The sequence below is a fragment of the Saccharopolyspora sp. MMCC62 genome (assembly GCF_057736575.1).
Map to the genome: position 1 here is coordinate 286,673 of NZ_JBYKCM010000007.1, position 24,372 is coordinate 311,044.

General features: G+C 73.6%; 24 protein-coding genes and 1 riboswitch. Of the genes, 11 read left to right on the forward strand and 13 right to left on the reverse strand.

The annotated features are described in order from the left end of the window. Positions 1 to 372 precede the first annotated feature (372 nt). The 6 genes from AC29IT_RS18400 to AC29IT_RS18425 form a co-directional block, all read right to left on the reverse strand. Positions 373 to 1,242 (reverse strand): SMP-30/gluconolactonase/LRE family protein, encoded by an 870-nt coding sequence (locus tag AC29IT_RS18400; RefSeq protein WP_358445080.1) that lies wholly within the window; start codon positions 1,240 to 1,242, stop codon positions 373 to 375. A 354-nt stretch (positions 1,243 to 1,596) separates the two neighbouring features. After that, positions 1,597 to 2,640 carry a zinc-dependent alcohol dehydrogenase gene (locus tag AC29IT_RS18405; protein WP_488219574.1) on the reverse strand — a complete coding sequence of 348 codons (1,044 nt, stop codon included), beginning with the start codon at positions 2,638 to 2,640 and terminating at the stop codon, positions 1,597 to 1,599. Further along, entirely contained in the window at positions 2,637 to 3,794 is a 1,158-nt protein-coding gene (locus AC29IT_RS18410; RefSeq protein ID WP_488219575.1) for a mandelate racemase/muconate lactonizing enzyme family protein, read from the reverse strand. Before AC29IT_RS18410 ends, AC29IT_RS18405 begins: the two co-directional genes overlap by 4 nt. Positions 3,795 to 3,837: 43 nt before the next feature. Continuing rightward, positions 3,838 to 4,137, reverse strand: a complete 300-nt coding sequence (locus AC29IT_RS18415) for a hypothetical protein (protein ID WP_488219576.1) — start codon at positions 4,135 to 4,137, stop codon at positions 3,838 to 3,840. A 35-nt stretch (positions 4,138 to 4,172) separates the two neighbouring features. Continuing rightward, positions 4,173 to 5,831 carry a sodium:solute symporter family protein gene (locus AC29IT_RS18420; protein WP_358445070.1) on the reverse strand — a complete coding sequence of 553 codons (1,659 nt, stop codon included), beginning with the start codon at positions 5,829 to 5,831 and terminating at the stop codon, positions 4,173 to 4,175. A gap of 52 nt (positions 5,832 to 5,883) precedes the next feature. Further along, on the reverse strand, positions 5,884 to 6,918 hold the full coding sequence (locus AC29IT_RS18425; protein WP_358445068.1) for a LacI family DNA-binding transcriptional regulator: 1,035 nt from the start codon (positions 6,916 to 6,918) through the stop codon (positions 5,884 to 5,886). 227 nt (positions 6,919 to 7,145) lie between these two features. On the opposite strand from AC29IT_RS18425, the gene AC29IT_RS18430 reads away from it, so the two are divergent. The 3 genes from AC29IT_RS18430 to AC29IT_RS18440 are packed head-to-tail and all read left to right on the forward strand — an operon-like array spanning position 7,146 to position 10,559. Continuing rightward, positions 7,146 to 8,462: an aminotransferase class I/II-fold pyridoxal phosphate-dependent enzyme gene (locus AC29IT_RS18430; protein ID WP_488219577.1), complete on the forward strand. Its 1,317-nt coding sequence runs from the start codon at positions 7,146 to 7,148 to the stop codon at positions 8,460 to 8,462. Continuing rightward, on the forward strand, positions 8,462 to 9,661 hold the full coding sequence (locus AC29IT_RS18435) for a trans-sulfuration enzyme family protein (protein WP_488219578.1): 1,200 nt from the start codon (positions 8,462 to 8,464) through the stop codon (positions 9,659 to 9,661). The genes AC29IT_RS18430 and AC29IT_RS18435 overlap by 1 nt, the downstream gene beginning before the upstream one ends. A 16-nt stretch (positions 9,662 to 9,677) precedes the next feature. Then, positions 9,678 to 10,559, forward strand: coding sequence for a dihydrodipicolinate synthase family protein (locus AC29IT_RS18440; protein WP_488219579.1), 882 nt, complete (start codon positions 9,678 to 9,680; stop codon positions 10,557 to 10,559). Between the two features lie 209 nt (positions 10,560 to 10,768). On the opposite strand, the gene AC29IT_RS18445 is transcribed toward AC29IT_RS18440, so the two are convergent. The 3 genes from AC29IT_RS18445 to AC29IT_RS18455 are packed head-to-tail and all read right to left on the reverse strand — an operon-like array spanning position 10,769 to position 14,126. Next, a complete protein-coding gene (locus AC29IT_RS18445) occupies positions 10,769 to 11,650 on the reverse strand; it encodes an ABC transporter permease (RefSeq protein WP_488219580.1) in 882 nt (293 codons plus the stop codon). Beyond that, positions 11,647 to 12,606 carry an ABC transporter permease gene (locus AC29IT_RS18450; RefSeq protein ID WP_488219581.1) on the reverse strand — a complete coding sequence of 320 codons (960 nt, stop codon included), beginning with the start codon at positions 12,604 to 12,606 and terminating at the stop codon, positions 11,647 to 11,649. Before AC29IT_RS18450 ends, AC29IT_RS18445 begins: the two co-directional genes overlap by 4 nt. Next, positions 12,603 to 14,126, reverse strand: coding sequence for an ABC transporter substrate-binding protein (locus tag AC29IT_RS18455; RefSeq protein WP_488219582.1), 1,524 nt, complete (start codon positions 14,124 to 14,126; stop codon positions 12,603 to 12,605). Before AC29IT_RS18455 ends, AC29IT_RS18450 begins: the two co-directional genes overlap by 4 nt. A gap of 91 nt (positions 14,127 to 14,217) precedes the next feature. After that, a riboswitch (cobalamin riboswitch) is annotated at positions 14,218 to 14,384 on the reverse strand. 267 nt (positions 14,385 to 14,651) lie between these two features. Between AC29IT_RS18455 and AC29IT_RS18460 the strand changes: the two genes are divergently transcribed. After that, on the forward strand, positions 14,652 to 15,386 hold the full coding sequence (locus tag AC29IT_RS18460; RefSeq protein WP_358445841.1) for a hypothetical protein: 735 nt from the start codon (positions 14,652 to 14,654) through the stop codon (positions 15,384 to 15,386). Positions 15,387 to 15,507: 121 nt separating this feature from the next. Here AC29IT_RS18460 and AC29IT_RS18465 read toward each other — a convergent pair whose 3' ends face one another. Further along, complete coding sequence (locus AC29IT_RS18465) at positions 15,508 to 16,053, reverse strand: SMI1/KNR4 family protein (protein WP_488219583.1); 546 nt, start codon at positions 16,051 to 16,053, stop codon at positions 15,508 to 15,510. 141 nt (positions 16,054 to 16,194) lie between these two features. On the opposite strand from AC29IT_RS18465, the gene AC29IT_RS18470 reads away from it, so the two are divergent. Next, positions 16,195 to 16,908, forward strand: a complete 714-nt coding sequence (locus tag AC29IT_RS18470; RefSeq protein WP_488219584.1) for a hypothetical protein — start codon at positions 16,195 to 16,197, stop codon at positions 16,906 to 16,908. A gap of 444 nt (positions 16,909 to 17,352) precedes the next feature. Then, the gene (locus tag AC29IT_RS18475; protein WP_488219585.1) at positions 17,353 to 17,571 is read left to right on the forward strand and encodes a hypothetical protein; all 219 of its coding nucleotides are present in this window, start codon (positions 17,353 to 17,355) and stop codon (positions 17,569 to 17,571) included. A gap of 104 nt (positions 17,572 to 17,675) precedes the next feature. Here AC29IT_RS18475 and hrpB read toward each other — a convergent pair whose 3' ends face one another. Next, positions 17,676 to 20,105 carry an ATP-dependent helicase HrpB gene (gene hrpB, locus AC29IT_RS18480; protein ID WP_488219586.1) on the reverse strand — a complete coding sequence of 810 codons (2,430 nt, stop codon included), beginning with the start codon at positions 20,103 to 20,105 and terminating at the stop codon, positions 17,676 to 17,678. Positions 20,106 to 20,272: 167 nt separating this feature from the next. Here hrpB and AC29IT_RS18485 point away from each other — a divergent pair, with 167 nt between their 5' ends. After that, positions 20,273 to 20,608 (forward strand): antibiotic biosynthesis monooxygenase family protein, encoded by a 336-nt coding sequence (locus AC29IT_RS18485; protein ID WP_258341700.1) that lies wholly within the window; start codon positions 20,273 to 20,275, stop codon positions 20,606 to 20,608. Positions 20,609 to 20,698: 90 nt separating this feature from the next. On the opposite strand, the gene AC29IT_RS18490 is transcribed toward AC29IT_RS18485, so the two are convergent. Both AC29IT_RS18490 and AC29IT_RS18495 read right to left on the reverse strand, forming a co-directional pair. Further along, the gene (locus AC29IT_RS18490; RefSeq protein WP_488219640.1) at positions 20,699 to 21,685 is read right to left on the reverse strand and encodes an NsdA family TPR-like regulatory protein; all 987 of its coding nucleotides are present in this window, start codon (positions 21,683 to 21,685) and stop codon (positions 20,699 to 20,701) included. Continuing rightward, entirely contained in the window at positions 21,682 to 22,923 is a 1,242-nt protein-coding gene (locus AC29IT_RS18495) for an NsdA family TPR-like regulatory protein (RefSeq protein WP_488219587.1), read from the reverse strand. The genes AC29IT_RS18490 and AC29IT_RS18495 overlap by 4 nt, the downstream gene beginning before the upstream one ends. Before the next feature lie 65 nt (positions 22,924 to 22,988). Between AC29IT_RS18495 and AC29IT_RS18500 the strand changes: the two genes are divergently transcribed. From AC29IT_RS18500 to AC29IT_RS18515, 4 genes are read left to right on the forward strand one after another with little or no spacing between them, the layout of a single operon-like run. Beyond that, positions 22,989 to 23,231 carry a hypothetical protein gene (locus AC29IT_RS18500; protein WP_488219588.1) on the forward strand — a complete coding sequence of 81 codons (243 nt, stop codon included), beginning with the start codon at positions 22,989 to 22,991 and terminating at the stop codon, positions 23,229 to 23,231. Further along, positions 23,228 to 23,440, forward strand: a complete 213-nt coding sequence (locus AC29IT_RS18505) for a hypothetical protein (RefSeq protein ID WP_488219589.1) — start codon at positions 23,228 to 23,230, stop codon at positions 23,438 to 23,440. The genes AC29IT_RS18500 and AC29IT_RS18505 overlap by 4 nt, the downstream gene beginning before the upstream one ends. Further along, positions 23,437 to 23,601 carry a hypothetical protein gene (locus tag AC29IT_RS18510; RefSeq protein ID WP_488219590.1) on the forward strand — a complete coding sequence of 55 codons (165 nt, stop codon included), beginning with the start codon at positions 23,437 to 23,439 and terminating at the stop codon, positions 23,599 to 23,601. The genes AC29IT_RS18505 and AC29IT_RS18510 overlap by 4 nt, the downstream gene beginning before the upstream one ends. Positions 23,602 to 23,655: 54 nt before the next feature. Further along, complete coding sequence (locus AC29IT_RS18515; RefSeq protein ID WP_488219591.1) at positions 23,656 to 24,354, forward strand: dienelactone hydrolase family protein; 699 nt, start codon at positions 23,656 to 23,658, stop codon at positions 24,352 to 24,354. Positions 24,355 to 24,372: the final 18 nt, after the last annotated feature.

The window sequence follows — 24,372 nt, forward strand, 5'->3', positions numbered from 1 at the left end:
GTGACCGGGCGAGCGCTCTCCGTTCGCCCGGCGAATGCTCTCCGCTCCCCGGGCGAATGCCGCCCGCTTTCGAGCACTGCCCGCTCCCCGAGAGGGACGCCGCCCGATCGCCGGACGAATGCCGCCCGCTTTCCGAACGAGCACTGGCCACTCCCCGGGAGAGACGCCGCCCGATCGCCGTGCGAACGCCGCCCGCTTTCCGGAGGCACGCCCGATCGCCGGACGAACACCGCCCGATGACCGGCCAGGCGCTCCGGGCGACCGGCTGAAGGCCGCCGGTCCGCCCGCAGAGCGCCGCCCGGTGATCGGCCGAACGCGGCCCGGCGACCGACCAGGGACTCCTCGGTGACCGGCCGAACGCACGCAGTAGTCCTATGTGGACCCGTACGGCCGCACCGGGAGACCGCGCCCCGCACCGCGAACCACGAACAGCGCCCCCGACTCCGGGTACGCCCGCACGTCCACCTCCTGCCGGGACGTCGTGACGTACAGGTCCGCGAGGTCCGGGCCACCGAAGGTGCAGGCCGTGACCCGCGGGACCGGCAGCTCCACCACCGCCAGCAGCGCCCCGTCCGGCGAGTACCGGTGCACCGCTCCCCCACCCCACAGTGCCACCCACGGGCAGCCCGCCGCGTCCACGGTCAGCCCGTCCGGCGCGCCGAGCTCCGGGGAGATCCGCACCAGCTCGCGACGGCCGGTGAGCTCGCCGCCCCGGTAGTCGAAGACGTCCACCCGCTGCGTCGGCGTGTCGACGTAGTAGGCGGTGCCGCCGTCCGGGCTCCACGCCAGGCCGTTCGAGATCGTCACGCCGTCCAGCACCGGCTCGACGTTCCCGGCACCGTCCAGCCGGTGCAGCCGACCCGCGCCCGGCGTCGCGCCGTAGGCCATCGAGCCGCAGTAGAAGCGGCCGTCCGGGTCGCACCCGCCCTCGTTCATCCGCACGCCCGGGTCCGTCCACAGCGGACTCAACGGCCGGACGTCGGCGAGCTCGTCGTCGGCGAACGCGAACCCGCGCTCCAGCGCCAGCACCGCACCACCGCCCGCCTTCGGCCGCAACGCCGCCGCGACCGAACCCACGTGCGACCGCCGCACCGCGCCGTCCGGCAGCAGGGTGAGCACGTCACCGGCGAGCATGTCCACCCACCGCAGCCCCGGCCAGCTGTCGTGCCACACCGGCCCTTCCCCGTGCTCCGCGCACGCACCGGTCACCTGCTCGACCCGGAACCGCTCGACCCCGCCCATCACACCTCCGCTCCGGGCGAACGGAACGACCGTTCGCCGAACGAGCTCGGACCAACAGTCCGCGCACCCGGATGCCACCCGCCCCCCGAACCCGAGCGAACGACCGTTCGCCAAACGAGCTCCGACGGGCACACCCCACGCACCGACCACCACCACGACCCCGCCCACCCCCGGAGTGAACGGACCGTTCGCCCAACGAAGACCGGACCAACGACCCGTTCACCCGCCCCCCGCACCCCTCGAACTGGAGTGAACGGACCGTTCGCCCAAGTAGATGGGACGAACGGTCCGTTCACTCCACCCAGCGGGGAGACGATCTCGGTCGGGTTCTGAGTGAACGGACCGTTCGACCAACTAGATCGGACGAACGGTCCGTTCACTCCCCGCCGTTGGGGTGAGGAGGATCTTGCCCACCTGCGGGCCGGAGTCGGTGAGGGTCTCCAGGGCCTCGTCGGCATCGGCCAGGTCGAACTCGTGGGTGATGATCCGGCCCGGGTCGAGGACTCCGGCCGTGAACAGCCGCACCACGTGCGTCCAGGCCCGGGACGGCGCGCCGAACACGGTGTGCAGGGTGAGCTGCGCGGACACCAGCCGCGCGGTCACCAGCGAGTCCGATTCGGGCGGCAGCCCGGTGAGCGCGACCCGCCCGCCGCGCCGGGCCAGCCGGGTCGCCAGGTGCGCGGCGCCGGGCGTCCCGGCGGTCTCCAGCACCGCGTCGAACCGGCCGCAGCGGCGCACCGCTTCGAGCGGGGTGAGCACCGCGGTGGCGCCGCACGACTCCGCGAGCTCCTCCCGCCCGGTGCGCGGTTCGACGACGACGAGCTCCGCGGGCCCGGCGGCGGCGAGCAGCTGCGCCCCGAGCAGCCCGAGGCTGCCACCACCGACCACCGCGACCCGTTCACCGGCGACCCCGCCGAGCCGCAGGCACGCCTCACCCACGCAGGCCGCGGGTTCGAGCACGGCCGCGGCCCGCAGGTCGGCTTCGGGCGGCAGCACGTGCAGCAGCCGCGCGGGCAGCACCAGGTGGTCGCACCAGGCGCCGGGCGAGGTGAACCCGGTTTCGGCGTACCCGGTGCTGCACAGGTTGTTCTCGCCGCGACGGCACGCGTCGCAGGACTGGCAGCCGCGGAACCCTTCGCCGACGACGGGGTGCCCGAGGTACTCGGCGGGGACGTCGGGTCCGACGGCGAGCACGGTGCCGGACCACTCGTGGCCGGGCACCACCGGGTAGCGGACGAACCCGTCGGGCCGCCCACCGGTGAACAGTTCCCGGTCGGACCCGCAGATGCCGCTCCAGGCGATGCGGACCAGCGCCTCGCCCGGCCCGGGTTCGACGGGGTCGGCGGGGGCGACGCGGAGTGCACCGGGCCGGTCGATGATGACGGCGCGCGCGGTCACCGGCCGCTCCCGGTGCCGCGGAACTGCCAGTCCTGCGCGTAGAGGTCGAAGTGGGCGCTCTCCGGCGGGTGTTCGCGCACGAAGTCCACGTCGAGCTCCACGCCGAGCCCGGGTGCGGTGGGCAGCGCGAAGTGGCCGTCGACGACGTCGGGCAGCCCGGGCGCGGCCTGCTGCACGTGCCGGTCGGCGAAGTCGTTGAAGTGCTCCTGGATCTTGAAGTTGGTGGTGGCCGCGGCGAGGTGCAGGTTCGCGGCGGTGAGCACGGGCCCGCCGACGTTGTGCGGCGCGACGAGCACGTAGTGCGTTTCGGCGGTGGCGGCGAGCTTGCGGGTCTCCTGGATGCCGCCGAGGTGCCCGATGTCGGGCTGGATGATGTCGGCGGCGCGCCGCTCGAACAGTTCGCGGTACTCGATGCGGTCGTGCACGCGTTCCCCGGTGGCGACCGGCACGTCCACCTTCTCGGCCACTGTGGACAGTGCAGCGAAGTTCTCCGGTGGCACGGGTTCTTCGATCCAGCTGGGCTGGTAAGGCGCGAGCTCCCCCGCGATGCGGACGGCTTCGGCGGGGGTGAACCGGCCGTGCATCTCGACGAGCAGTTCCACGTCGGGACCGACGGCGTCGCGGACGGCTTCGACGAGGGACACCGACCGGCGGCGCTCGTCGGCCTCCAGCTCCCATCGGCCAGGTCCGAACGGGTCGAACTTGAGCGCGCGGTAGCCGCGGTCGACGACTTCCCTTGCCGCGGCGTGGAATTCCGCCGGTTCCCGCTCCACCGTGTACCAGCCGTTGGCGTAGGCCTTGATGCGGTCCCGGACCTTGCCGCCGAGCAGCCGCCACACGGGCTGGCCGAGGGCCTTGCCGATGATGTCCCAGCAGGCCATCTCGACGCAGGCGATCCCGGACATGGCGATCTCCCCGGCCCGCCCGTAGTCGCCGTGCTTCATCCGCCACACCAGGGATTCCAGGTCGAACGGGTCGGTGCCGACGAGGTGGCGCGGTTCGGCTTCGCGCAGGTACCCGAGCAGCGCCTGGGTGTGCCCGAGCATCCGGGTCTCGCCGACGCCGACGAGCCCGTCGTCGGTGTGCACCCGCACGTAGGTGAGGTCGCGCCACGGGGTGCCGAGCACGAAGGTGTCCAGGTGGCTGATCTTCATCCGTCGTCCGCTCCGATCCGTTCTCGGCCAGGGAGGAACCCGCTCATTCCGCGGGTGGTTCGTGGCGCAGCGGCCGGATCCACTGCCACAGCAGGAAGAACGCGCCGACGAGCAGCATCGACGACCCGGTCCACAGGTTGATGTTGATGCCCTGCGCCTTGGCGATCGCGTCCGCGCCGGCGAACAGCCCGGCGCCGCCGATCAGCAGCCCGTAGAACACGAACAGCCCGCCGATCACGCTGCGCACGTCGAACAGCCGGGCCGCGGTGCCGGAGCCGCGTTCCAGCTCCGCCACGTCGGCGGCGTGCTCGTCGGGCGTGCCGTGCGGTTCCGGTTCGGTCATGGCGGCCTCCTTTCCGTTGCACATCAAGGGAGAACTCAGAACGAGAAGGGGAGGTAGCAGAGCGCGGCGAGCACGATCGCGCCCCAGCCGAGCAGCGCGGGCCTGCGGTACCAGGCGGAGTCCCCGGGCAGCACCTCGCCGGTGTCGCGGGCCGCGGCGCGGGAGTAGACGAGGCCGCGCAGCTCGTGGTCCGGTTTCGGCGCGGTGGCCAGCGCCACGGGCACGCTGACCGCGACGTCCACCGTGAACGCGATCATCGAGGAGATCATGTTGGCGCCCTGGTCGGTGCTGATCGGCACCATCCCGGTCTTGTAGGCGACGTAGAAGCTGATCGGCGCCACCGTTCCCGCCAGCAGCCCCCAGAAACCGGCCTTCGCGGTCATCCGCTTCCAGAACAGCGCGAGGATGAAGGTGGCGAACAGCGGCACGTTGAAGAAGCTGAACAGCGTTTGCAGGTAGTTCATGATGTTGCTGAACGAGGCCGCGATGAACGCGGTGCCCATCCCGGCCAGCACCCCGACCGCGGTGACCACCCGACCCACCCGCAGGTAGTGCCCGTCGGGCATCCCCGGTTTCAGGTAGGGCCGCCAGATGTCGGTGGTGAACACGGTGTTGAAGCTGGAGACGTTCGCGGCCATGCCCGCCATGAACGAGGCCATCAGCCCGGTGACGGCGAGCCCGAGCACCCCGTTCGGCAGCAGGTCCCGCATCAGCAGCGGGATCGCGTCGTTGTAGTCGTAGGCGCCCTGCCCGATCTGCGGGTACACCAGCAGCGCGATGATGCCGGGCAGCACCACGATCAGCGGGATGAACATCTTCGGGAACGCGGCGATCAGCGGGGTGCGCCGGGCCGCGGAGAGGTTCCGCGCGGACAGCGAACGCTGCACCTCGGCGAAGTTCGTCGTCCAGTACCCGAAGGACACCGCGAAGCCGAGGCCGAGCGTGATGGTGAGCCAGTTCGCGCCGAGCGGGTTCTCCTGTCCGAAGCCGGTTCCGCCCCATGCGGTGAGGAATTCCGGCCCCGGCCCGGCGAAGACCTGGTCGATGAACCCGTCGATGCCGCCGACGCGGGCGAGCCCGAGCACGGTCAGCGGCACCAGCGCGGCGACGATCACGAAGAACTGCAGCACCTCGTTGTAGATCGCCGAGGACAGCCCGCCGATGATGATGTAGGCGAGCACGAACACCCCGGCGACCCCGATGGACACCGGCAGCGGCCAGCCCAGCAGCGCGCGCAGCACGATGGCCAGCGCGAACAGGTTCACGCCCGCGATCAGCACCGACGCGACGGCGAACAGCGCGGCGCTGAGCAGGTGCGAGGAGCTGCTGAACCGCAGCAGCAGGAACTCGGGGACGCTGCGCACCTTCGAGTTGTAGTAGAACGGCATCATCACCAGGCCGAGGAACACCATCGCCGGGATCGCGCCGATCAGGTACCAGTGGATGGTGTAAGCGCCGTACTGCGCGCCGTTGGCGGCCATGCCGAGGATCTCGGTGGCGCCGAGGTTCGCGGACACGAACGCCAGCCCGGTCACCCAGGCCGGCAGCGACCGGCCGGAGAGGAAGAAGTCCAGGCTGTTGCGGACGCTGCGCCGCGCGGCGAGCGCGATGCCGAGCACCACCGCGAAGTAGACGATCAGGATGAGGTTGTCCATCCAGTTCATGGACAGCCGCAGGCCATCGGCGCTGATCATGGTCCTCGTCCCCTCGTCTTCGTCGTCGAAGTCGATCCGGTGGCCGGGCAGGTCACCGCATGGGGCCGGTGCTCTCGCGCACGACGAGTTCGGCGCGCACGATCGCCCGGTCCGGTACGTCCTCCCCTTCGACGAGCCGCAGCAGCTGGTCGAAGGTCTTGCGCCCCAGCGCGAGGAAGTCCTGGCGCACGGTGGTCAGCGGTGGTGAGTAGTAGGCGGCTTCGGGCACGTCGTCGAAGCCGACGACCCGCACGTCGCCGGGCACGGACCGGCCGCCTTCGGACAGCGCGCGCAGCAGGCCGAGCGCCATCTGGTCGTTGGCGGCGAACACGGCCGAGGCCGTCGGGTGCCGCAGCAGTTCCAGCCCGGCCTCGTAACCGGACCGCGGGCTCCAGTCGCCGCGCAGCACCGGTGGTGCGGTGCCGCCGTGCGCGGCGAGCGCGTCCCGCCAGGCCTGCTCGCGGGCTTCGGTCTCGAACCAGCCGCACGGTCCGGAGATGTGCCAGATCTCGTCGTGACCGAGGGAGATCAGGTGTTCGGTGGCGCGGCGGCCGCCGTCGCGCTGGTCCACGGCCACCACCGGGACGGGCGCCTGCTCGGTGTCGGCGACGGCGACGACCGGCACACCCGCGGGCAGTTCGTCCAGGGACCGCCCGGTTTCGGCGTGCGGCGCGATGACGACGATCCCGGCGACGCCCTGCCCGCGCAGCGCATCGACGGCTTCGCCGACGCGGGCGCGGCCGGGTTCGCGGACGCTGGCCACCGACACGCCGAACCCGGATTCGCGAGCCGCGTTCTCGATGCCGAACAGGGTGCTGGCGGGCCCGTGCAGCACCGAGTCGAGCGCCACCACGCCCAGCACCCGGGACCGCCCGGTGGCCAGTCCCCTGGCGTGCGGGTTGGGCCGGTAGCCGAGCCGCTCCACCGCGTCGAGCACCCGCCGCCGCGTCTCGGCCCGCACCGGTCCGGTGCCGTTGACGACGCGGGAGACGGTCATCTTCGAGACCTCGGCGAGCCGGGCCACGTCGCTCAGCGAGGCCCGCTGGCCGGGTCCGCTGACCGCTGGACCACCGGTTTCCTCGCTCATCGCCCGCATCCGCTCCGTCGCCCGCCGTGATCGAGCCGCCAGTGTTAGCGCTAACACCGGGCCGGTAAAGCCCTCCGCGCGGAATTGCTCCGCCCGCCGCGACGGCGTTGCGATGGATGGCGGCCGCCGCGGGGCCGTCCGGGTCCGCGTCGCGGCGGCCGCGTTCCCGGAGTCGCGAGGACCACTTCGCCTTCCCTTTTTGTCCTAGGACATTTATGGTCTGCGACATGCCAGCAGGACTCGTGCGCGGCACCACCGCCGCCGAGATCGCCGACTCGGTCCGCGGGCTGATCGCCACCGGGGATCTGGTCCCGGGCAGCGCGCTGCCGCCGATCCGGGGGCTCGCCGCCGACCTGGGCGTCAACCGCAACACCGCCGCGGCGGCCTACGCGCAGCTCGCCGCCGCCGGGATCGTGGAGACCCGGCGGCGCGGCGGCACGGTCGTGCGCGGCCTGCCCGCGGTGGACGGCGAAGGCCGCGGTGTCGCGGGAGAACTGGTGAACCTCGCCGACGGCAACCCGGACCCCGCGCTGCTGCCCGACCTGCGCGCCGCCTTCGGGGACGGCCGCCCGCCGGTGCTCTACGGGAACGCGCCGGTCGACGATTCCCTCGCGGCGTGGGCGGAATCGGAGCTCGCCCCGGACGTCGGGGACGTCCCGCACGACCTGGTGCTCGCGCACGGCGCGGTGGACGCGGTGGAGCGGCTGCTCGGGGCGCACCTCGCCCGCGGGGACGCGGTCGCGGTGGAGGACCCGTGCTTCCTCGCCGGCGTCGGCACCATGCGGCTCAACGGGTTCCGCAGCGCGCCGGTGCCGGTGGACGCGGACGGCATGACCCCCGACGGCCTGGCCCGCGCGCTGGACGCGGGCGCGCGGGCGGTGGTGTGCACGCCCCGCGCGCACAACCCGACCGGCGCCGGGACCACCGCCGGCCGGGCCGCGGAACTGCGCGCGATGCTGGCCCGGCGGCCGGAGGTGCTGGTCGTCGAGGACGACCACTTCTCCGCGATCTCCTCCCGGGCCTACCACCGCATCACGCCTGCGGACGCGCCGCGCTGGGCCCTGGTGCGGTCGGTGTCGAAGTTCCTCGGCCCGGACCTGCGGCTCGCGTTCGTGCTGTGCGACCCGGGCAGCGCCGCGCAGCTGAGCACCCGGCTGAGCTCCTCGGCCGGGTGGGTGAGCCACGTGCTGCAGCACCTGGTGTCGGCGCTGCTGCACGACCCGGGCACCGCGCGGTTGCTGCGCCGCGCCCGCGACCGGTACGCGCAGCGGCTGGACTCGCTGACCGGCGCGCTCGCCGAGCAGGGCGTGGCGCTGCCCGTCGGGGACGGGCTCAACGCGTGGATTCCGGTGGGGCGACGGGAAGAACGGCTCGTGCGGGAGCTCGCCGCGCGCGGCTGGGCGGTGCGCGGCGGCGCCGGGTTCGCGGTCGCCGGCCGCGGTGCGGGGGCGCTGCGCGTCACCTCCTCGACGATCACCCCGCGGCGGGCGGCGGCGTTCGCCGCCGACCTCGGCGCGCTGCTGCGCACGACGAAGGGAAGCTGATGCCCGACAAGCACGATCCGGCCACCGTCTCCGACGCGACGTGGGCGGTGCACGGCGGCAACGCCACCGACGCCTCGGGGGCGCTGCGCACCCCGCTGGTGCTGGCGAATTCCTACCTGCTGCCGGAGGACCCGTCGCAGCTGTCCTGGTCGGACCCGGACGTCCGCATCTACGCTCGCAACGGCAACGTCAACCAGCACGCGCTGGAGGCGAAGCTCGCCGCGCTGGACGGTGGCGAGTCGGCGCTGGTGTTCGCCAGCGGGGTCGCCGCGCTGCACGCCGTGTTCTTCACGCACCTGCGCGCGGGCGACCACGTGGTCGTCTCGGCGGTCACCTACGAGGCGGTGTGGCGGTTGTTCGCGGAGCTGCTGCCGCGCCGCTACGGCATCGAGGCCACGTTCGTCGACAGCACCGACCTGGACGCGGTGCGCGCGGCGGTGCGCCCCACGACGCGGCTGGTGCACGTGGAGACCATCGCCAACCCGACGACCGCGGTCACCGACATCGCCGCGGTCGCCGAGATCGCGCACGCGTCGGGGGCGCTGCTGAGCGTGGACGGCACGTTCACCCCGCCGCCGCTGTACCGGCCGCTCGAAGACGGGGCCGACCTGGTGGTGCACTCGCTGACGAAGTTCATCAACGGGCACGGCGACGCCATGGGCGGCGCGGTCATCGGCTCCCGCGCGCTCGTCGCGCAGATCCGGGCGGACGCGGGCGTCGACGTCGGCGGCGTGCTCGCCCCGTTCAACGCCTGGCTGATCATGCGGGGTTCGGTGACGTTGCCGCTGCGGCTTCGCCAGCACCTGGCGAACGCGCAGCGCATCGCCGAATTCCTCGACGCCGAGCCGCGGATCGCGTTCGTCGCCTACCCCGGGCTGCCCGGGCACCCGCAGCACGAGCTCGCGACCCGGCAGTTCGGGGGCCGGGGCGCCGGGGCGGTGCTGGCGTTCGCGCTGGACGGGGACCCGGCGGTGCAGAACCGGTTCGTCGGGGCGCTGCGGGTGATCACCTCGGCGGTGTCGCTGGGGCACGACGAGACGCTGATCGTGCACGTCGCGGCCGGGGCGCGCGGCGGCGACGAGCACTACCCCGAGCAGTTCCGGCGCTACGGCCACCTGCGGCTCGCGGTCGGCTTGGAAGACGCCGACGACCTCATCGCCGACCTGCGCGGCGCGCTCGACGCCGCGCTGCCGGCCTGACCTCCGAAGAGGACGCATGTTCACCGGACTCAGCGCGTTCCCGCTGACCCCCGTCACCGACCGGGGCGTCGACGAGGCCGCGTTCGCGGGGCTCGTCGAACGGCTCGCCACCGCCCCGGTCGACTCGATCACCGCGCTCGGCTCCACCGGCAGCTACCCGTACCTGGACCGGGCGGAGCGCGCCCGGGTCGCGCGGTTGACCGTGCAGCACGCCGGGGACGTCCCGGTGCTCGTCGGCATCGGCGCGCTGCGCACCCGCGAGGTGCTGGCGCTGGCCGAGGACGCGCAGCGGGCCGGGGCGGCGGGCGTGCTGCTCGCCCCGGTGTCGTACCAGGCGCTGACGGACGAAGAGGTGTTCGGGCTCTACGCGGACGTCACCGCGGCGCTGTCGGTCCCGCTGGTGGTCTACGACAACCCGGGAACCACGCACGTCACGTTCACCGACGAGCTGCACGCGCGGATCGCGGCGCTGCCGCACGTCGCCTCGGTCAAGATCCCCGGGGTACCGGAGCCGGTGGACCGGGTGTCCCGGTTGCGCGGCCTGCTGCCGGAGCCGGTGACGCTCGGCGTCGCCGGTGATCCGCTGGCCGCCGCGGGGATCCTCGCCGGGTGCCGGGCGTGGTACTCGGTGCTGGCCGGGACGGTGCCGGAGGTCGCGGCGGCGATCGCGCGTCCCGCGTTCGCCGGGGATTCCGCTGCGGCGACGGCGGAATCGGCCCGGTTGGCGCCGCTGTGGGAGCTGTTCGGGCGGTGCGGCAGCCTGCGCGTGGTGTCCGCGATCGCCGAGGAGCTCGGCCTCGTCGCGCACCCGAACCTGCCGCGCCCGGTGCGCGGCCTCCCGCCCGCGGAGCGGGCCGAGGTGGCGCGGCTCGTCACCGAACTCGACCTCCGCCGCTGATCCGGCCCGAGCACGTCGAGTGAACGGACCGTTCGTCCGAACTCGTGGGACGGGCGGTCCGCTCACCCCGACCATCCTGAGGTGAACGGACCGTTCGTCCGACCAGATGGGACGAACGGTCCGTTCACTCGGTCCCCGCGCAGAGACGATCTCGCCCGGTCGCGGGGTGAACGGACCGTCCGTCCAGCTCTAGTGGACGAACGGTCCGTTCACTCCACCCGCACGACCCGGGTGGACGGCTCCGCCGACCGATGCCCTGGACGAACGGTCCGTTCACCCGGTGCGGGCCGGGTGCCGGGTCCGCCCGTCACCAGGTACCGGTCCACGAGCAGGTTGAGGCCGGTGCACAGGGCCACCAGCAGGCCGGCGGGCACCAGCACCGCGCACGGTTGCAGGAACAGCGCCTCCTGGTTGCGCTCCACCAGCACCGCCCAGTCGGCGGTCGCCGGGTCGAGCCCCAGGCCGAGGAAGTTCGCCGAGGCGACCAGGTACAGCACCAGGCTCAGCCGTCCGCCCGCGTCCACCGCGACGGGCCCGAGCACGCCGAGCCCGACGTAGCCGAAGTGCACCCGCCACCACGATTCCCCTTGCAGCGCCATGGCTTCCACCACGCCGCGCCGCCGGGTGCCGAGCGCGGCGCTGCGCACGATCCGCACCACCGCGGGCAGTTGCAGCAGCGCGACCGCGACGAGCAGCGCCGCCCCGGTCCTGGTGCCGGTCGCGGCCAGCACCATCAGCACCAGCAGTCCGGGCAGCGCCAGCACCAGGTCCAGCCCGCGGGTCAGCCACCGGTCGATCCACCGGTGCGGCTGTCCGACGGCGGCCAGCGCCAGCGGCACCCCCACCAGGTAGGTCAGCAGCAGCGCGCCGCCCGCCAGCACCAGCACCGAACCGCCGCCGTGCAGCGCGAGGGCCAGCACGTCCCGCCCGAGCACGTCGGTGCCCAGCGGGTGGTCCGCGCCGGGCGGCAGCAGCGGCACGTGCGCGGCCCGCACCGATCCACCGCCGGGCAGCAGCGCGGCGAGCAGCGGCCCGGCCAGCGCCGCCAGCAGCGGGACCCCGAGCAGCAGCCATCCGGCGGCCCGGCTCATCGCGTCCCCGCCCGGAACCGCCGCGCCACCAGGTCGATGCCGAGGTTCAGGCCGATGGTGATCGCCGCGAACAGCAGCGCGTAGCCCTGCACCACCGGCAGGTCGCGCGCCTTGACGGCTTCGACGAATCCGGAGCCGAGACCGCCGAGCGCGAACAGCGCCTCCACCACGACGACGCCGCCGAGCAGCCCGTCCACGGTGCGCGCCAGCTGCTGCAGCACCGGCCCGAGCGTGTTCGGCAGCACGTGCCGCAGCACCACCTGCCGCTCGCCGAGCCCGGCGCGGCGCACGTGGGTGGCGTACTCGGCGCCGTTCGCGGTGACCACACCGGTGCGGACCTGGCGGGCGAGCGAGCTGAGCTGCTTGGCGACGAGCACGCCGACGGGCAGCACCAGCACCGCGGGCTGCGTCATCAGCGACCACCCGGACAGCCCGCCCGCGGTGGCGGGCAGCCAACCGGCCTGCACCGCGAACACCCCGACGAGCAGCAGCGCGAGGGCGAACTCGGGCACCGAGTTCAGCAGCACCACCACCGAGTTCACCGTCCGGTCGAACCGGCTCCCGGCGCGCAGCCCGCTGCGCACGCCGAGCCATCCGGCGAGCGGCAGCACGATCAGCAGCGTCAGCGCGGTGAGCAGCCCGGTGGTGGCGGCGTTGCGGGTGATCTCGTCGAGCACGGGCCTGCCGGTGCGCAGCGAGGTGCCGAGGTCGCCGTGCAGCACCCCGCCCGCCCACTGCGCGAACCGGGTGCCCCAGGGCAGGTCGAGCCCGAGCCGTTCCCGCAGCACCCGGACCTGCCCGGTGTCGGCGTGGTCGCCGAGCACGACCTGCGCGGTGTCGCCGGGCAGCAGCGCGGTGAGCGCGAACACGCCGACGGCGACCGCCGCGATCTGCACGAGCGCGACGCCGAGCCGGGGCAGCACCGCGGCGGAGACCCGCGCGGCGGGCGCGATCAACCCACGCTCACCCGGTCGAACCTGGCCCAGTCCAGCGAGTTCGGCGGTGCGCCCCGCACTCCGGAGACGGCGGTGGAGGTGGCGACGTTCCAGCCGCTGAACCCCCACACCACGTTCCCGCTGCCCTCCCGGGCGAGCCGCTGCGCGCGCACCAGCAGATCGGCGCGGCGCGCGTCGTCGGCGGTGGCGAGCGCTTCGGCGTAGAGCGCGTCGAACTCGGCGGACCGGTAGCCGGTGTAGTTGTTGCTCCCGGCGTCGGAGGTCATCCGCTGCCCGAGGAACGTCGGCACCGGCAGCGCCGCGGTCCGGGACAGCGAGGCGACCCCGTGCTCCTTGATGTCGGAGAAGTACGTCTCGGACGGCCCGATCCGCGGTGACACCCGCATCCCGGCTTCGCCGAGCTGCTGGGCGATGAGGCTGGCGGCGGATTCGAAGTAGGGGTCGACGGAGCTGGTCTGCAACTCCCAGCTCAGCCCGTCGGCGCCGGCCTCGCGCAGCAGCGCCCGGGCCCGGCCGAGGTCGCGCGTGGGTGCGGGCAGATCCGCCGGGTAGTACTTCAACCCGGCGCCGAACAGGTCGTTGCCGAGCCTGCCCTGGCCGCTGAGCGCGATGTCCAGCAGCGCCTGCCGGTCCAGCCCGGCGCGCACCGCCTGCACCAGCCGCGGATCGGAGAACGGTGGCCGGTCCACCTTCAGCAGCAGCGCCTGCATGGTGCCGAACGGCGCCGAGTGCACCCGCGCCCGGCCGCCCTGCTCCAGCAGCCGCACCGAGTTGGCGCTCACGTCGTGCGCGTAGTCGACCTGCCCGGACAGCAGCGCGTTGACCCGCGCGCTCTCCTGCTCCATCGGCACGAATTCCAGCTCGGCCGGGGTGGCGGGTCCGGACCAGTGCCGGTCGAAGCGGGTGAACACGGCGGGCCCACCCGGTTCGAACGAGACGAAGCGGAACGGCCCGGAGCCGACGGGCGCGGTGAAGTCGGTGGTGCCCGCGGGCACGATCTCGGTGGCGGGGGCGCCCCACGCGGAGGGGAATTCGAAGTTCGGCGAGCCGAGCACGAGTTCCAGTTCAGTCGCCGAGATCGCCCTGCTGGCGCCGAAGTCGACGTCGGCGAAGTGCGAAGCGGCCTGCGCGGCGGTGGCGTCGTCGGCGATGCGCCGGTAGGTGAACAGCACGTCCTCGGCGGTGACCGGTCTGCCGTCGTGGAATTCGGCCGGGCGCAACCGGATCCGCCACCGGGTACCGGTCGGGTCGGGCTGCCAGCTCTCGGCGAGCCGCGGCACCACGCTCATGTCGTCGGCGTACCCGACGAGCGTGTCGAACAGGGCTTTGGCGCGGGCCTGGTCGACGAACAGCGAACCGGTGTGCGGGTCGAGCGATTCGGTGGCGCCACCGGCGGGGAACGCCAGCCGCAGCCTGCCCGCGCCCGCCCCGGAACCGCCCGCGCAGGACACGAGGGGAACCGCGGCGATCGCGCCGGCCACGCCCGCCAGCAGCCGCCTGCGGCCGAGCACGCCGCTCACGCGGCGCGGAACGGTTCGGGAACCGCGAAACCGGGTGTGTGCGGGAAATCCGGGTGCACTGCGTACCTCCTCCGGGGCTCCGCGACCCCGTGCGAATCGGTACGACGGTGCCAGTCTCCTGGCTCGCGGATCGACGTCGCGCCCGGCCTTCCCATCGGCTGCCCGACAGTGGCCCTGGTGGACGCGGCTCCCCGTTCACAGTGGCGGGACCGCACCGGATTCACACCGGTTTCCTGCACACCGTCGCATTGGAACGACTCGTCAACTTTTCAGCCCGCGTCGTCCCTTGTCAAGGAAGTGTGAATCGCCCGGCATCCCGTCACCGCGGGTCGCGGCCCGATCGCCCACCGCCCGCGGACGGCCGGGCCGCAGCGGCGATCGCCTTCCGGAGAACGGCGGCGCCGCTCGGCCGCTGGACGGTCGAGGGGATTCCCGCGTTCGGCGGCGGAGGGCCCGCGGAACGGCGGCGGCCGCGCCCGCACCGGGCAGACTCACGGCACCCGCCGACGATGACGAGGAGCCGCCATGCCCACGCCCGGTTTCCCACCCGGAACCCTGGACGCCACCGGGTATCCGATCTGGCTGTCCGAACTGGACGTGCCGGGACCGAACCACACCGCGCACCTGGTGCGCGACCTGGAACCGGTGCGGGCGCTGGAGATCCTCGGCGCGGATGCCGCGTCGGCCGCTCCGTGCACGCTGCCCGAGCAGCGGCCGGACGAGTTCACCTCGCTGCCGCGCGCGGCCCTCGGCGACCCGCAGTGCCTGTCGGTGCTGCTGGCGACGCGCATCGGTGGCTGGACGCTGGTGTTCGACGACGCGGGCAGCACGTTCCAGGTGGGCGGCCTGGACACGATGCGCGCACTGCTCGGCGGGATGCGCACCGGCGACTGGTCGGCGCTGCAGGACGAGGCCCCGCCGCGGCCCGCCGCGCAGGCTCCCGCCGAGGCGCTCTCCGCGTCCGGCGGGCCCGCGGTGATGCTGCACGCCAACATCAGCGGGCTGCTCAGCATCGACTACGCGGTGGACGGTTCCCGGGTCTACAGCACGACTTCCGACGACATCGACCACGAGACCGAGCCGCCGCCCGCCGCGGTGCGCGCGGCCGCGGCGGCCGCGGGCATCGTCGAACGTCCCCACCTGGAACCGGGCGAGACCGACGAGGCGGCGGTGACCCGCATCGGCTGCGCGCTGGCGGGAGTGACGTGGACGATGGACGACCTGCGCGCCGCGCCGCTCCTCGCGGTCGCGCTCGTCTGATCACCGACGTCCGGTTCCGCCGCGCGGCTCGGGTGGTGTCGCCGGGCCGCCGCGGGACGCCGGTGAGTTCGGGTCCTCGGTCGAGTTCGGTTCGCGCGGCGGGACGTCCGCCGTCGGCCGGTCAGGCGAGCGCGTCGGCGACGAGGTCGCCGAAGGTGCGGTACTTCGCCGGGGCGCCGTCGGCGGTGTCCCAGACGCAGGCGGTCCAGCCGCCGTCCGCATCGCCGGAATCCGGGCTCAACACCCAGTACACGCCGTCCTCGTGGTCGGCGATGAGCAGCGAGCGGCGCAGCACGGCGAGTTCGTCGGCGAAGAAGTCCAGGTCCGCCCAGGCGTCCATCAGCTCGCCGCGCAGGTCCTCGAACCGGCCGATGCCGTCGAGCCGGAACAGGCCGTGCAGCTCGTCGCCCGACTCGCTCCAGCCGTCGCTGATCAGCAGGAAGTTCCGGAAGCTCGGCGGCAGCGCGCATCCGAGGCGTTCCTCCGCGGCCTGGACGGCGTCCTCGGTGGCGGGTTCGCGCCCGAGCCAGCCGGTGCGGCGCTGCTGCTCGGAGACCGCGATCCGCCCGTCGGCGACGAGCTCGCGCAGCATCCGCGACGCGAGGTGCGCCGCGCTGTGCGCGCGCAGGAAGCCGTGCCACTCCTCCACTGTGGACGGTGCGGTCATGCCGATGCCCCTTCGAAGATCAGGATGGTCCGGCGCAGAGTTCCCCGATCCGGTCGCGCGCCGCACCCTCCGGAGCCGGAAATCCGCTCAACCGGGGGAGAACCTCCACCTGGACGCATCCGGAACCGGGTTGTCGGTGCCGTGGTGCACAGTGTCGCCGACGAACCGATCGAGCTGGAGACGACGATGTCCGCACCCGCATTCCCCGCCGCAGCACTGGATTCCAGCGGCTGCCCCGCCTGGATCTCCGAACTCGGCGCGGAGGACCCGCACCAGATCGTGCACCTGGTTCGCGACCTGCAGCCCCGCGAGGCGCTGGAGTTGCTCGGCGGGCGGCTGAAGCACGCACGCCCCTGCACGCTGCCCGCGGAACGGGCCGATGAGCACTCGTCGCTGCCACGCACCGCGCTCGGCGACACCGACTGCGCGTCCGCGCTGCTGGCCGGGCGGATCGGCGGGTGGACGTTCGTGTTCGACGACGCGGGGCACACCAGCGCGGTGTCGGACGAGCAGGGCAGGTTCGAGTCCCCCGCGGTCGCGCTGTCCCGCACCGGGGGCGCGGCGCTGGGCCTGGCGCACAACTTCAGCGGCCCCAGCTGCGCGCTCGACTTCGCCGAGCACGGTGCCGAAGTGCTGTCCACCAACTCCGACGACATCGACTTCGACGTGCCCGGCCTGACCGGGCGGTTGCGGGAGGCGGTGGAGGCCGCCGGGATCGTCGAGCAGGACTACCTGGACCCGGGTGAGCGGGACCCGGACGCGGTGATCCGCACCGGCTGCCTCCTGGCGGGCATCACCGGCTGGACCCTGGCGGACGTGCGCGCCGCCGACCTGGTCCTGCTCCCCTTCGGCTGACCCGCATCGCGGGATGGGCGGACTGTCCGGCCGAACGACTGTCCGGCCGAGCGACTGTCCGGCCGAGCGACTGTCCGGCCGAGCGGCTGGGCGGCCGAGCGGCTGGGCGGCCGAGCGGCTGGGCGGCTGGGACGAACGGTCCGCGCACCCACCCCGCGACACGACCGGCCGGGCGCGTCGGCCGCCGCCATCAGCGAGTGAACGGACCGTTCGTCCGACGAGACCGGACGAATGGTCCGTTCACCCGTCCCGAACGACGCCCTCCCGCGCCGACCGGTTCGCGGGGTGAACGGACCGCTGGTCCAGCCGTTCCGGGCGCACGGTCCGCTCACTCCGCTCCGGCGCGCTGCCGCTCGGGCGTGTCGGCTCGGTTCCCGCGGAACCGGTGCCACGCCCGGCCGGGCCTGCGTAGGGTCGCGGATGATCGTGCGGAGGGGGTGCCGGATGCGGCGAGGTTCGCGGGCGACGGGCGATGAGCTCGACCCGAGGTACGGGGAGCGGTTCTGGTTCGCGGTGGCGCTGGCCGCGGTGGCCGGGCTGTCGCTCACGGCAGACCTGGCGGTGTGGACGCGGGCCCTCTGCTGGGTCGCCATCGCGGTGGGCGCAGCGGCGGCGGTGCACTTCGGGCGGCGCCACCTCGTTTCGCGCAGCGCACGACGCTGACCGGCGGGCGGGAACGGGGCGGCGCCCCCTCGCCGGACCTTCGCGGTGAACGGACCGTTCGACCGACTAGACCGGACGAACGGTCCGTTCACCCCGCATCCGGGTCAGCTGGGGCGGCGGGTTCGGCGGGTGGGGGTCGCCGTGGTGGGATCGTCGGGCCACGAGTGCTTCGGGTAGCGGCCGCGGAGGTCGGCACGGACCTGCGGGTATCCGGTCGCCCAGAACGATTCGAGGTCGGCGGTGACGGCGGCGGGCCGCCCGGCGGGGGACAGCAGGTGCAGCAGGAGCGGCACGCGCCCGTCGGCGAGCAGCGGCACTCGTCGCCAGCCGAAGACCTCCTGCACCTTCACCGGGAGCACCGGCCGCTCCCCGGAGTAATCGATCTTGATGCGAGAGCCGGACGGCACCTCCACGGTCTCCGGCGCGAGTGCGTCGAACCGCGCGGCCTGGTCCCAGGGGATCAGCCGCCGCAGCCCTCCCCCGGCGGAGATCCGCGCCAGGTCGGCGCGCCCGCGCGCCCGGGACAGTTCCGGTTCCAGCCACGAATCGGCTTGGGACAGCAGGGATTCCTCGTCGACGGCGGGCCACGGTTCGCCGATCGACGCGTGCAGGAAGCCGATGCGGTGCCGCAGGCGCACCGCGTCCTGACTCCAGGCGAGCAGGTCGAGCCCGTCCTGACGCAGCCCGTCGAGCAGCGCGGCCCGCAGCAGCGCCGGATCGGGTCGGCGCAGCGGCCTGCTGTCCACGGTGATCGCGCCGATGCGTTCGGCCCGGACCGCGCGCACGTCGCCGCCGGTCCAGCCGACCTCGTCCCGGGTGCTGTGCAGGGCGGCCGCGACCCGGCGCGCGAGCGCTTCGTCGATGGGCGCGGCGAGCCGGACCGTGCCGTGGGCGGCACCGGGTGCGCGGTCGGCGACGGCGACGGCGAGCCATACGGCGTGCCGCAGCGGTGATCCGGCGGGCAGTTCGACGGCGGTCCCGGAGGCCATCAGGTAGACCGGCGAGTCCGGGGCGCGGCGGCGCGCGACGCGTTCCGGGTAGGCGAGCGCGACGACGTCCGCCGCCGAACCTCTTCGCCCGGAACCGTCGACGCGGTCGGCGAGCCTGCGGGATTCCCGCCGCCACCGGTCGGATCCGGGTCCGCCGCGCCGCAGCCGAGCCAGCGCGGAGTCCACATCGGACTCATCGGTGACGGTGTCGTCGTCGAGCAGCGCCACGACTTCGCTCGCGGTCCGCGCACCCGCCTGCTCGGCCCCGTCGAGCAGTGCCCGCGCCAGCCGCGGGTGCAACCCGAGCTCGGCGAGCCGCGCCCCCCGGCCGGTGACGGCGCCGTCGGCGGTGAGCGCGCCGAGCCCGCGCAGCACCTGCTGCCCGGCGGCGAGCGGTCCGGCGGGCGGCTCGTCCCACCAGGTCAGCGCTGCACCGTCCGGCGTTCCCCAGCAGGCCAGTTCCAGCGCGAGCCGGGTGAGCTCGGCGGTGCGGATCTCGGGTTCGGCGAACGCGGGCAGCGTGCTGTGCTCGTGTTCGGGCCAGCAGCGGTACGCCACACCCGGCCCCTGCCGCCCGGCGCGGCCGGCGCGCTGGTCGGCGGCGGCCCGCGACACCCGCGCCGTGGCGAGCCCCGCCAGCCCGCGCCGCGTGTCCACTCGGGACACCCGGGACAGCCCGGAGTCGACGACGGCGCGCACGCCGGGCACGGTGAGGCTCGACTCGGCGACGGCGGTGGCGAGCACCACCTTGCGCCGATCACCCTGCCGCAGCGCGGAATCCTGCTGTCCGTGCGGCAACCTGCCGTGCAGCGGGAGCACGTCCACTTCGGGCAGGTCGGCGAGCGCGGCGGCGACGCGGCGGATCTCCCCCGCACCGGGGAGGAAGGCGAGCACGTCGCCGTCCTGCTCGTCGAGCGCGGTCCGCACCGCGCGCGCCACGCACGCCTCGATGCGTTCCCGGCGGTTCGGCGGCAGGTAGTGGTGTTCGACCGGGTAGGTGCGGGCTTCGGCGTGCAGCACGGGCGCGCCGCCGAGGACTTCGGACGCGCGGGTGGCGGCGAGGGTCGCCGAGGTGGCCAGCAGCCGCAGGTCGGGGCGCAGCCCGTCGCGGGCGTCCAGCAGCAGCGCCAGCAGCAGGTCCGCGTCGAGGTGCCGCTCGTGGCACTCGTCCAGCACCACCACGTCCACATCGGACAGTTCGGGGTCGGCTTGCAGCCTGCGCACCAGCAGGCCGGAGGTCACGACTTCGACGCGGGTGCGCGGGCCGCGCCTGCGCTCACCGCGCACCGAGTATCCGACGGTGCCGCCCACGTCCTCGCCGAGCAGTTCCGCCATCCGGCGGGCGGCGGCGCGGGTGGCGAGCCGCCTCGGTTCGGCCACGACCACGCGCAACCCGCGTTCGGCCAGGGCCAGCGGCACCAGCGTGGTCTTCCCGGTGCCGGGCGGGGCGACCAGGACGGTGGTGCCGTGCTCGGCGAGCGCGTCGGCGACCTCGCCGAGCACCGGCTTCACCGGCAGGTCGGGGAGGCTGGAGAACTCGGTCATCGCAGCACAGTGTCCCCTCCGCCCGCTCGCGAGCCCTCGCCGAGGTCCACGTGACCGCGCCGGACGCACGTGGACCGAATCGGACGACGCCACTCGATTTGACGCGAGTCAGGCTTCTGACACACTGCATGTCAGGAACCTGACATCGAGTTGATTGCGAGACCTCCATGCCGAGCACCATCGAGCAGGGCGCGCCGCTGGCCACCCTGATCAACGTCTTCACCGTCCGCCCGGAACGCCAGCGCGAGCTCGTCGACCTGCTCAACCAGGCGACCGAAGAGGTCATGATCACGCTGCCGGGTTTCGTGTCCGCGAACATCCACGCCAGCACCGACGGCACCAAGGTCGTCAACTACGCGCAGTGGAGCGACGCCGACGCGTTCCGGGCGATGCTCGCGAACCCGGTCGCGCAGCCGCACATGACCGCCGCCGCCGAAGTCGCCGAGTCCTACGAACCGCACCTCTACGAGGTCTCGGCCGTGCACGCCATCGACCAGCTCTAACGCGAACCACCCCAGGTGAGTGGCCCGTTCGCCCCACCTCCGCGGGCGGGTGGGCCACTCACCTGACGTGAGCCGGGGCGCGGTGGATGATCAGCGCTGCGGGAGGCGGTGGCGGAGGTGGTCGAGGACGTCGGAGAGCGTGGTGGGCAGCGGTGCGCGCGAGGTGCGGGAGACCGCGCGGCGCAACCGGTTCTCGGTGCGGGCGGAGCTCATCTGGCCGAGCATCGGTGCCACCGCGATCGCGGCCCGCTCCGCCTCGACGACGTCACCGGCCGCCAGCGCCGAATCGAGCAGGCACGCCCGGTGGATGTAGAGCGCCCACCGCTGGCGATCCTTCCCTGCCGCCCGGTCCACCGCGCTGCTCAGCAGCGGCAGCGCCTCCGCGTGCCTGCCCAGCGAGGCGTGCAGGCTCCCGGCGTGCCCGTCGAGCTCCCGCTCGTCGAACCACCACGCCCACTCCGGATCACGGCCGCTCACACCGTCCTCGAACGTCACGCGCGCCCGGTCGAACGCCCGCAACGCCGCCGGACCGTCCCCGAGGTGCCCCAGCGCACGAGCCTTGCGGAGCCGGAACAACGCCCGCACCCGGGTGGGAATCCGGTCGTCCTCGCCGAAGCGCTCGGCGATCCGCAGCGCTTCCCGCTGCCGCCCGGAGTACGTGCCACCCAACGCCTGGTTCGACAGGATGAACCACTGCATCGACGTGTCCCCCGCGATCTGCGCCAACATCAACGCCTCCGCGTTGACCAACCGCGCCTCCCCATGCCGCTGCGCATCGATCAACATCCACCCCGCGACCTCACCCAACTCCGCCGTCACCGCCTCCAGATCCCGCTCCACACCCGACCGGAAACGACCCGACGCCAACACCCGCTGCGCATCCCGAAACCGCCGCACCACCGCGTCCACCACCCCACCGGAACCCAACAGCGAATCCATCCGCACGAACTCCTCTATCGCAGCGCGCAAGGACTCGACGTAATCCGCGTCGGCGGATCCGCCCGGTACCCGTTCCATGACGATCTCCTGACGTTTCTGCTCCGGTGGGTTCCGCCACCACCTCCCCGCGAATGTCAGCGCTGCGGGAGGCGGTGGCGGAGGTGGTCGAGGACGTCGGAGAGGGTGGACGGGAGCGGTGTTCCCGCCGTGCGGCCGATGGCGCGGTGCAGCACCTGCTCGGTGGCGATGGACGCGATCTGGCCGACCATCGGGGCGATCTGCGCCGCCGCCCGCTCCGCCTCCGGCAAGTCGCCCGCCGCGAGCAGTGCGTCGAGCAGGTTCGCGCGGTGGATGTAGAGCCCCCACTGGTAGTCCACCACCTGCTCGGCCTCCTCAGCCGACTTCGCCAAGTAGGGCAGCGCCCGCCCCGGGCGCCCGGCGGTGGCGTGCATCAGCCCCCGGTGCGCCGAGACCACCTGCTCGTCCACCCACCACGTCCACGCCGGGTCACGCCCACCGATCCCGTCGTCGACGGTGACCCGCGCTCGATCGAACGCGTGCTCCGCGTCCGAGGTCGCCCCCAAGGCCCCGAGTGCTCGCGCCGCACGCACGTCGAACAACGCCCGCACCCGGCCGGGAAGCCGATCATCCTCCGCGAAGCGCCGGGCGATGCGCAGCGCCTCGCGCGGGCGCCCGCTGTTGGTCGACGCCAACGCCTGGTTCGACAGGATGAACCACTGCATCGACGTGTCCCCCGCGATCTGCGCCAACATCAACGCCTCCGCGTTGACCAACCGCGCCTCCCCATGCCGCTGCGCATCGATCAACATCCACCCCGCGACCTCACCCAACTCCGCCGTCACCGCCTCCAGATCCCGCTCCACACCCGGCCGGAAACGACCCGACGCCAACACCCGCTGGGCATCCCGAAACCGCCGCACCACCGCGTCCACCACCTCGCCCGAACCCAACAGCGAATCCATCCGCACGAACTGGCCGACCGCGCCGCGCAGCGATTCGACGTAGCTCGCGTCGGCCGGGGGACCGTGCTCCAGCGGATCCGGTCCGGCGGTCGGCGGGACCACCGGTTCGGGGGTCGACGCGGGAACCGCCGCGGCGAAACCGAGCTCGGCGTCCGAGGCGACGCCCAGCACCGCGCGCAACGCCGCCCGGTACGGCGCGGTCGGGCGCCGGACCGCACCCCGCTCCCACTTCGCCAGCAGGTGCGGATCGAGGTCGTGGCGCTTGCCGGTCTCCCGCCACAACCAGGCCGACACCGCGGACGCCAGCTCGGACCGCGACATCGGCTCACCGGGTGCGCGACCGGAGGCGGTCCGGAGCCGGGCGGCGCGCAGCGCTTCGTTGGGCAGACCCACGGTTACCCATGATGACCACCCCGCTGACCTGACGTCCACGCACCCTCCGCAACGAAGCTGTCACCATGAGTGATCGACGAGATGCGGCGAAGTGGGTCGGGAGCCGGTACCGCGCGGTGGCGCACGCGGTACCCGCCGGCTGGCGGTGGACGCCCGGATGCGTGGCGCGGGCGTTGTGCGGGCGCGAGGTCCGCCCGTCCTGGCCCGGGTTCCTGCTGCCCTCCGGGGTGTGCCCGGACTGCCGGGAGCGGGCCGGGCACGCACCGCCGCTCGCCCACCGGCGTCCGGCCCCGCGGCGGCCGCGATGATCTTCTTCGCCCGCTACCGCGACACCGCGCTCGGCGTGTCCGGGCTGCTCAGCCACGCGTTCGAGGTCCGGCATCCGGCCGAACGCGGTCGCGCGCTCACCTCGCGGTGCGGCGGGAGCTTCGCGCCCGACGTCCTGGCCGTACTGCCGGGCTGGACCGGGAACCGCTGCCCGGCCTGCGAGCTCGACCTGGCCCGGCGGGCGCGGTGAGCGCCGTCGACGGGTGCGGCACCATCCCCGCCCCGGATCGCGCCCGGCACGGCACCGGCTGGGTCCACCTGTGCAGCGGCGAGCTCACCGAGCCGCCGCCGCGCACGAGCGCCGACCTGGCCGTGCTGGAGGCCGTCCTGACCCGGTTGCGGGAACTCTGACGCCACCCACCCCACCCGATGCCGACCGGGACCCGCAGGTGGTGCAATGCGGGCATGGCTGACAACCCCATGCAGAACGTGACCTTCCCCAGCAACGGGCATACCGCGCACGGCTACCTCGCCCTGCCGGAATCCGGTAGCGGGCCCGGCGTCGTGGTGATCCAGGAGTGGTGGGGGCTCACCGACCACATCGCCGACGTCACCAACCGGCTCGCCGCCGAAGGGTTCGTCGCGCTCGCCCCCGACCTCTACGGCGGCCGCACCACCCACGACTCGGACGAAGCCGGGCAGCTCATGCAGGAGCTGCCGATCGAAGGCGCCGCCCGTGACCTCGGCGGGGCCGTCGACTACCTGCTAGCCCACGACGCCGTCACCAGCGAGAAGATCGGCGCCGTCGGATTCTGCATGGGCGGCGGGTTCGTCCTGGTGCTCGCCGCGCAGCAGGGCGACAAGATCGCCGCCGCGGTGCCGTTCTACGGGGTGCTCCGCGAGGACTACCCGAGCTTCGAGAACCTGACCGCACCGCTGCTCGGGCACTTCGCCGAGCAGGACACCCTGGCCCCGCCGGACGCCGTCGAAGCCCTCGCCGACCGCATCGAGAACGAATCCGGCACCCGGCCCGACTTCCGGATCTACCCGGCCGGCCACGCGTTCTTCAACGACGAGAACCCCATAGGCACCTACGACCCGGTGCAGGGCGCCAAGGCCTGGGGCGCCACGCTCGAATTCCTGCGGGCCAAGCTGGAGGGCTGACCTGCGGCGAACGGCCCG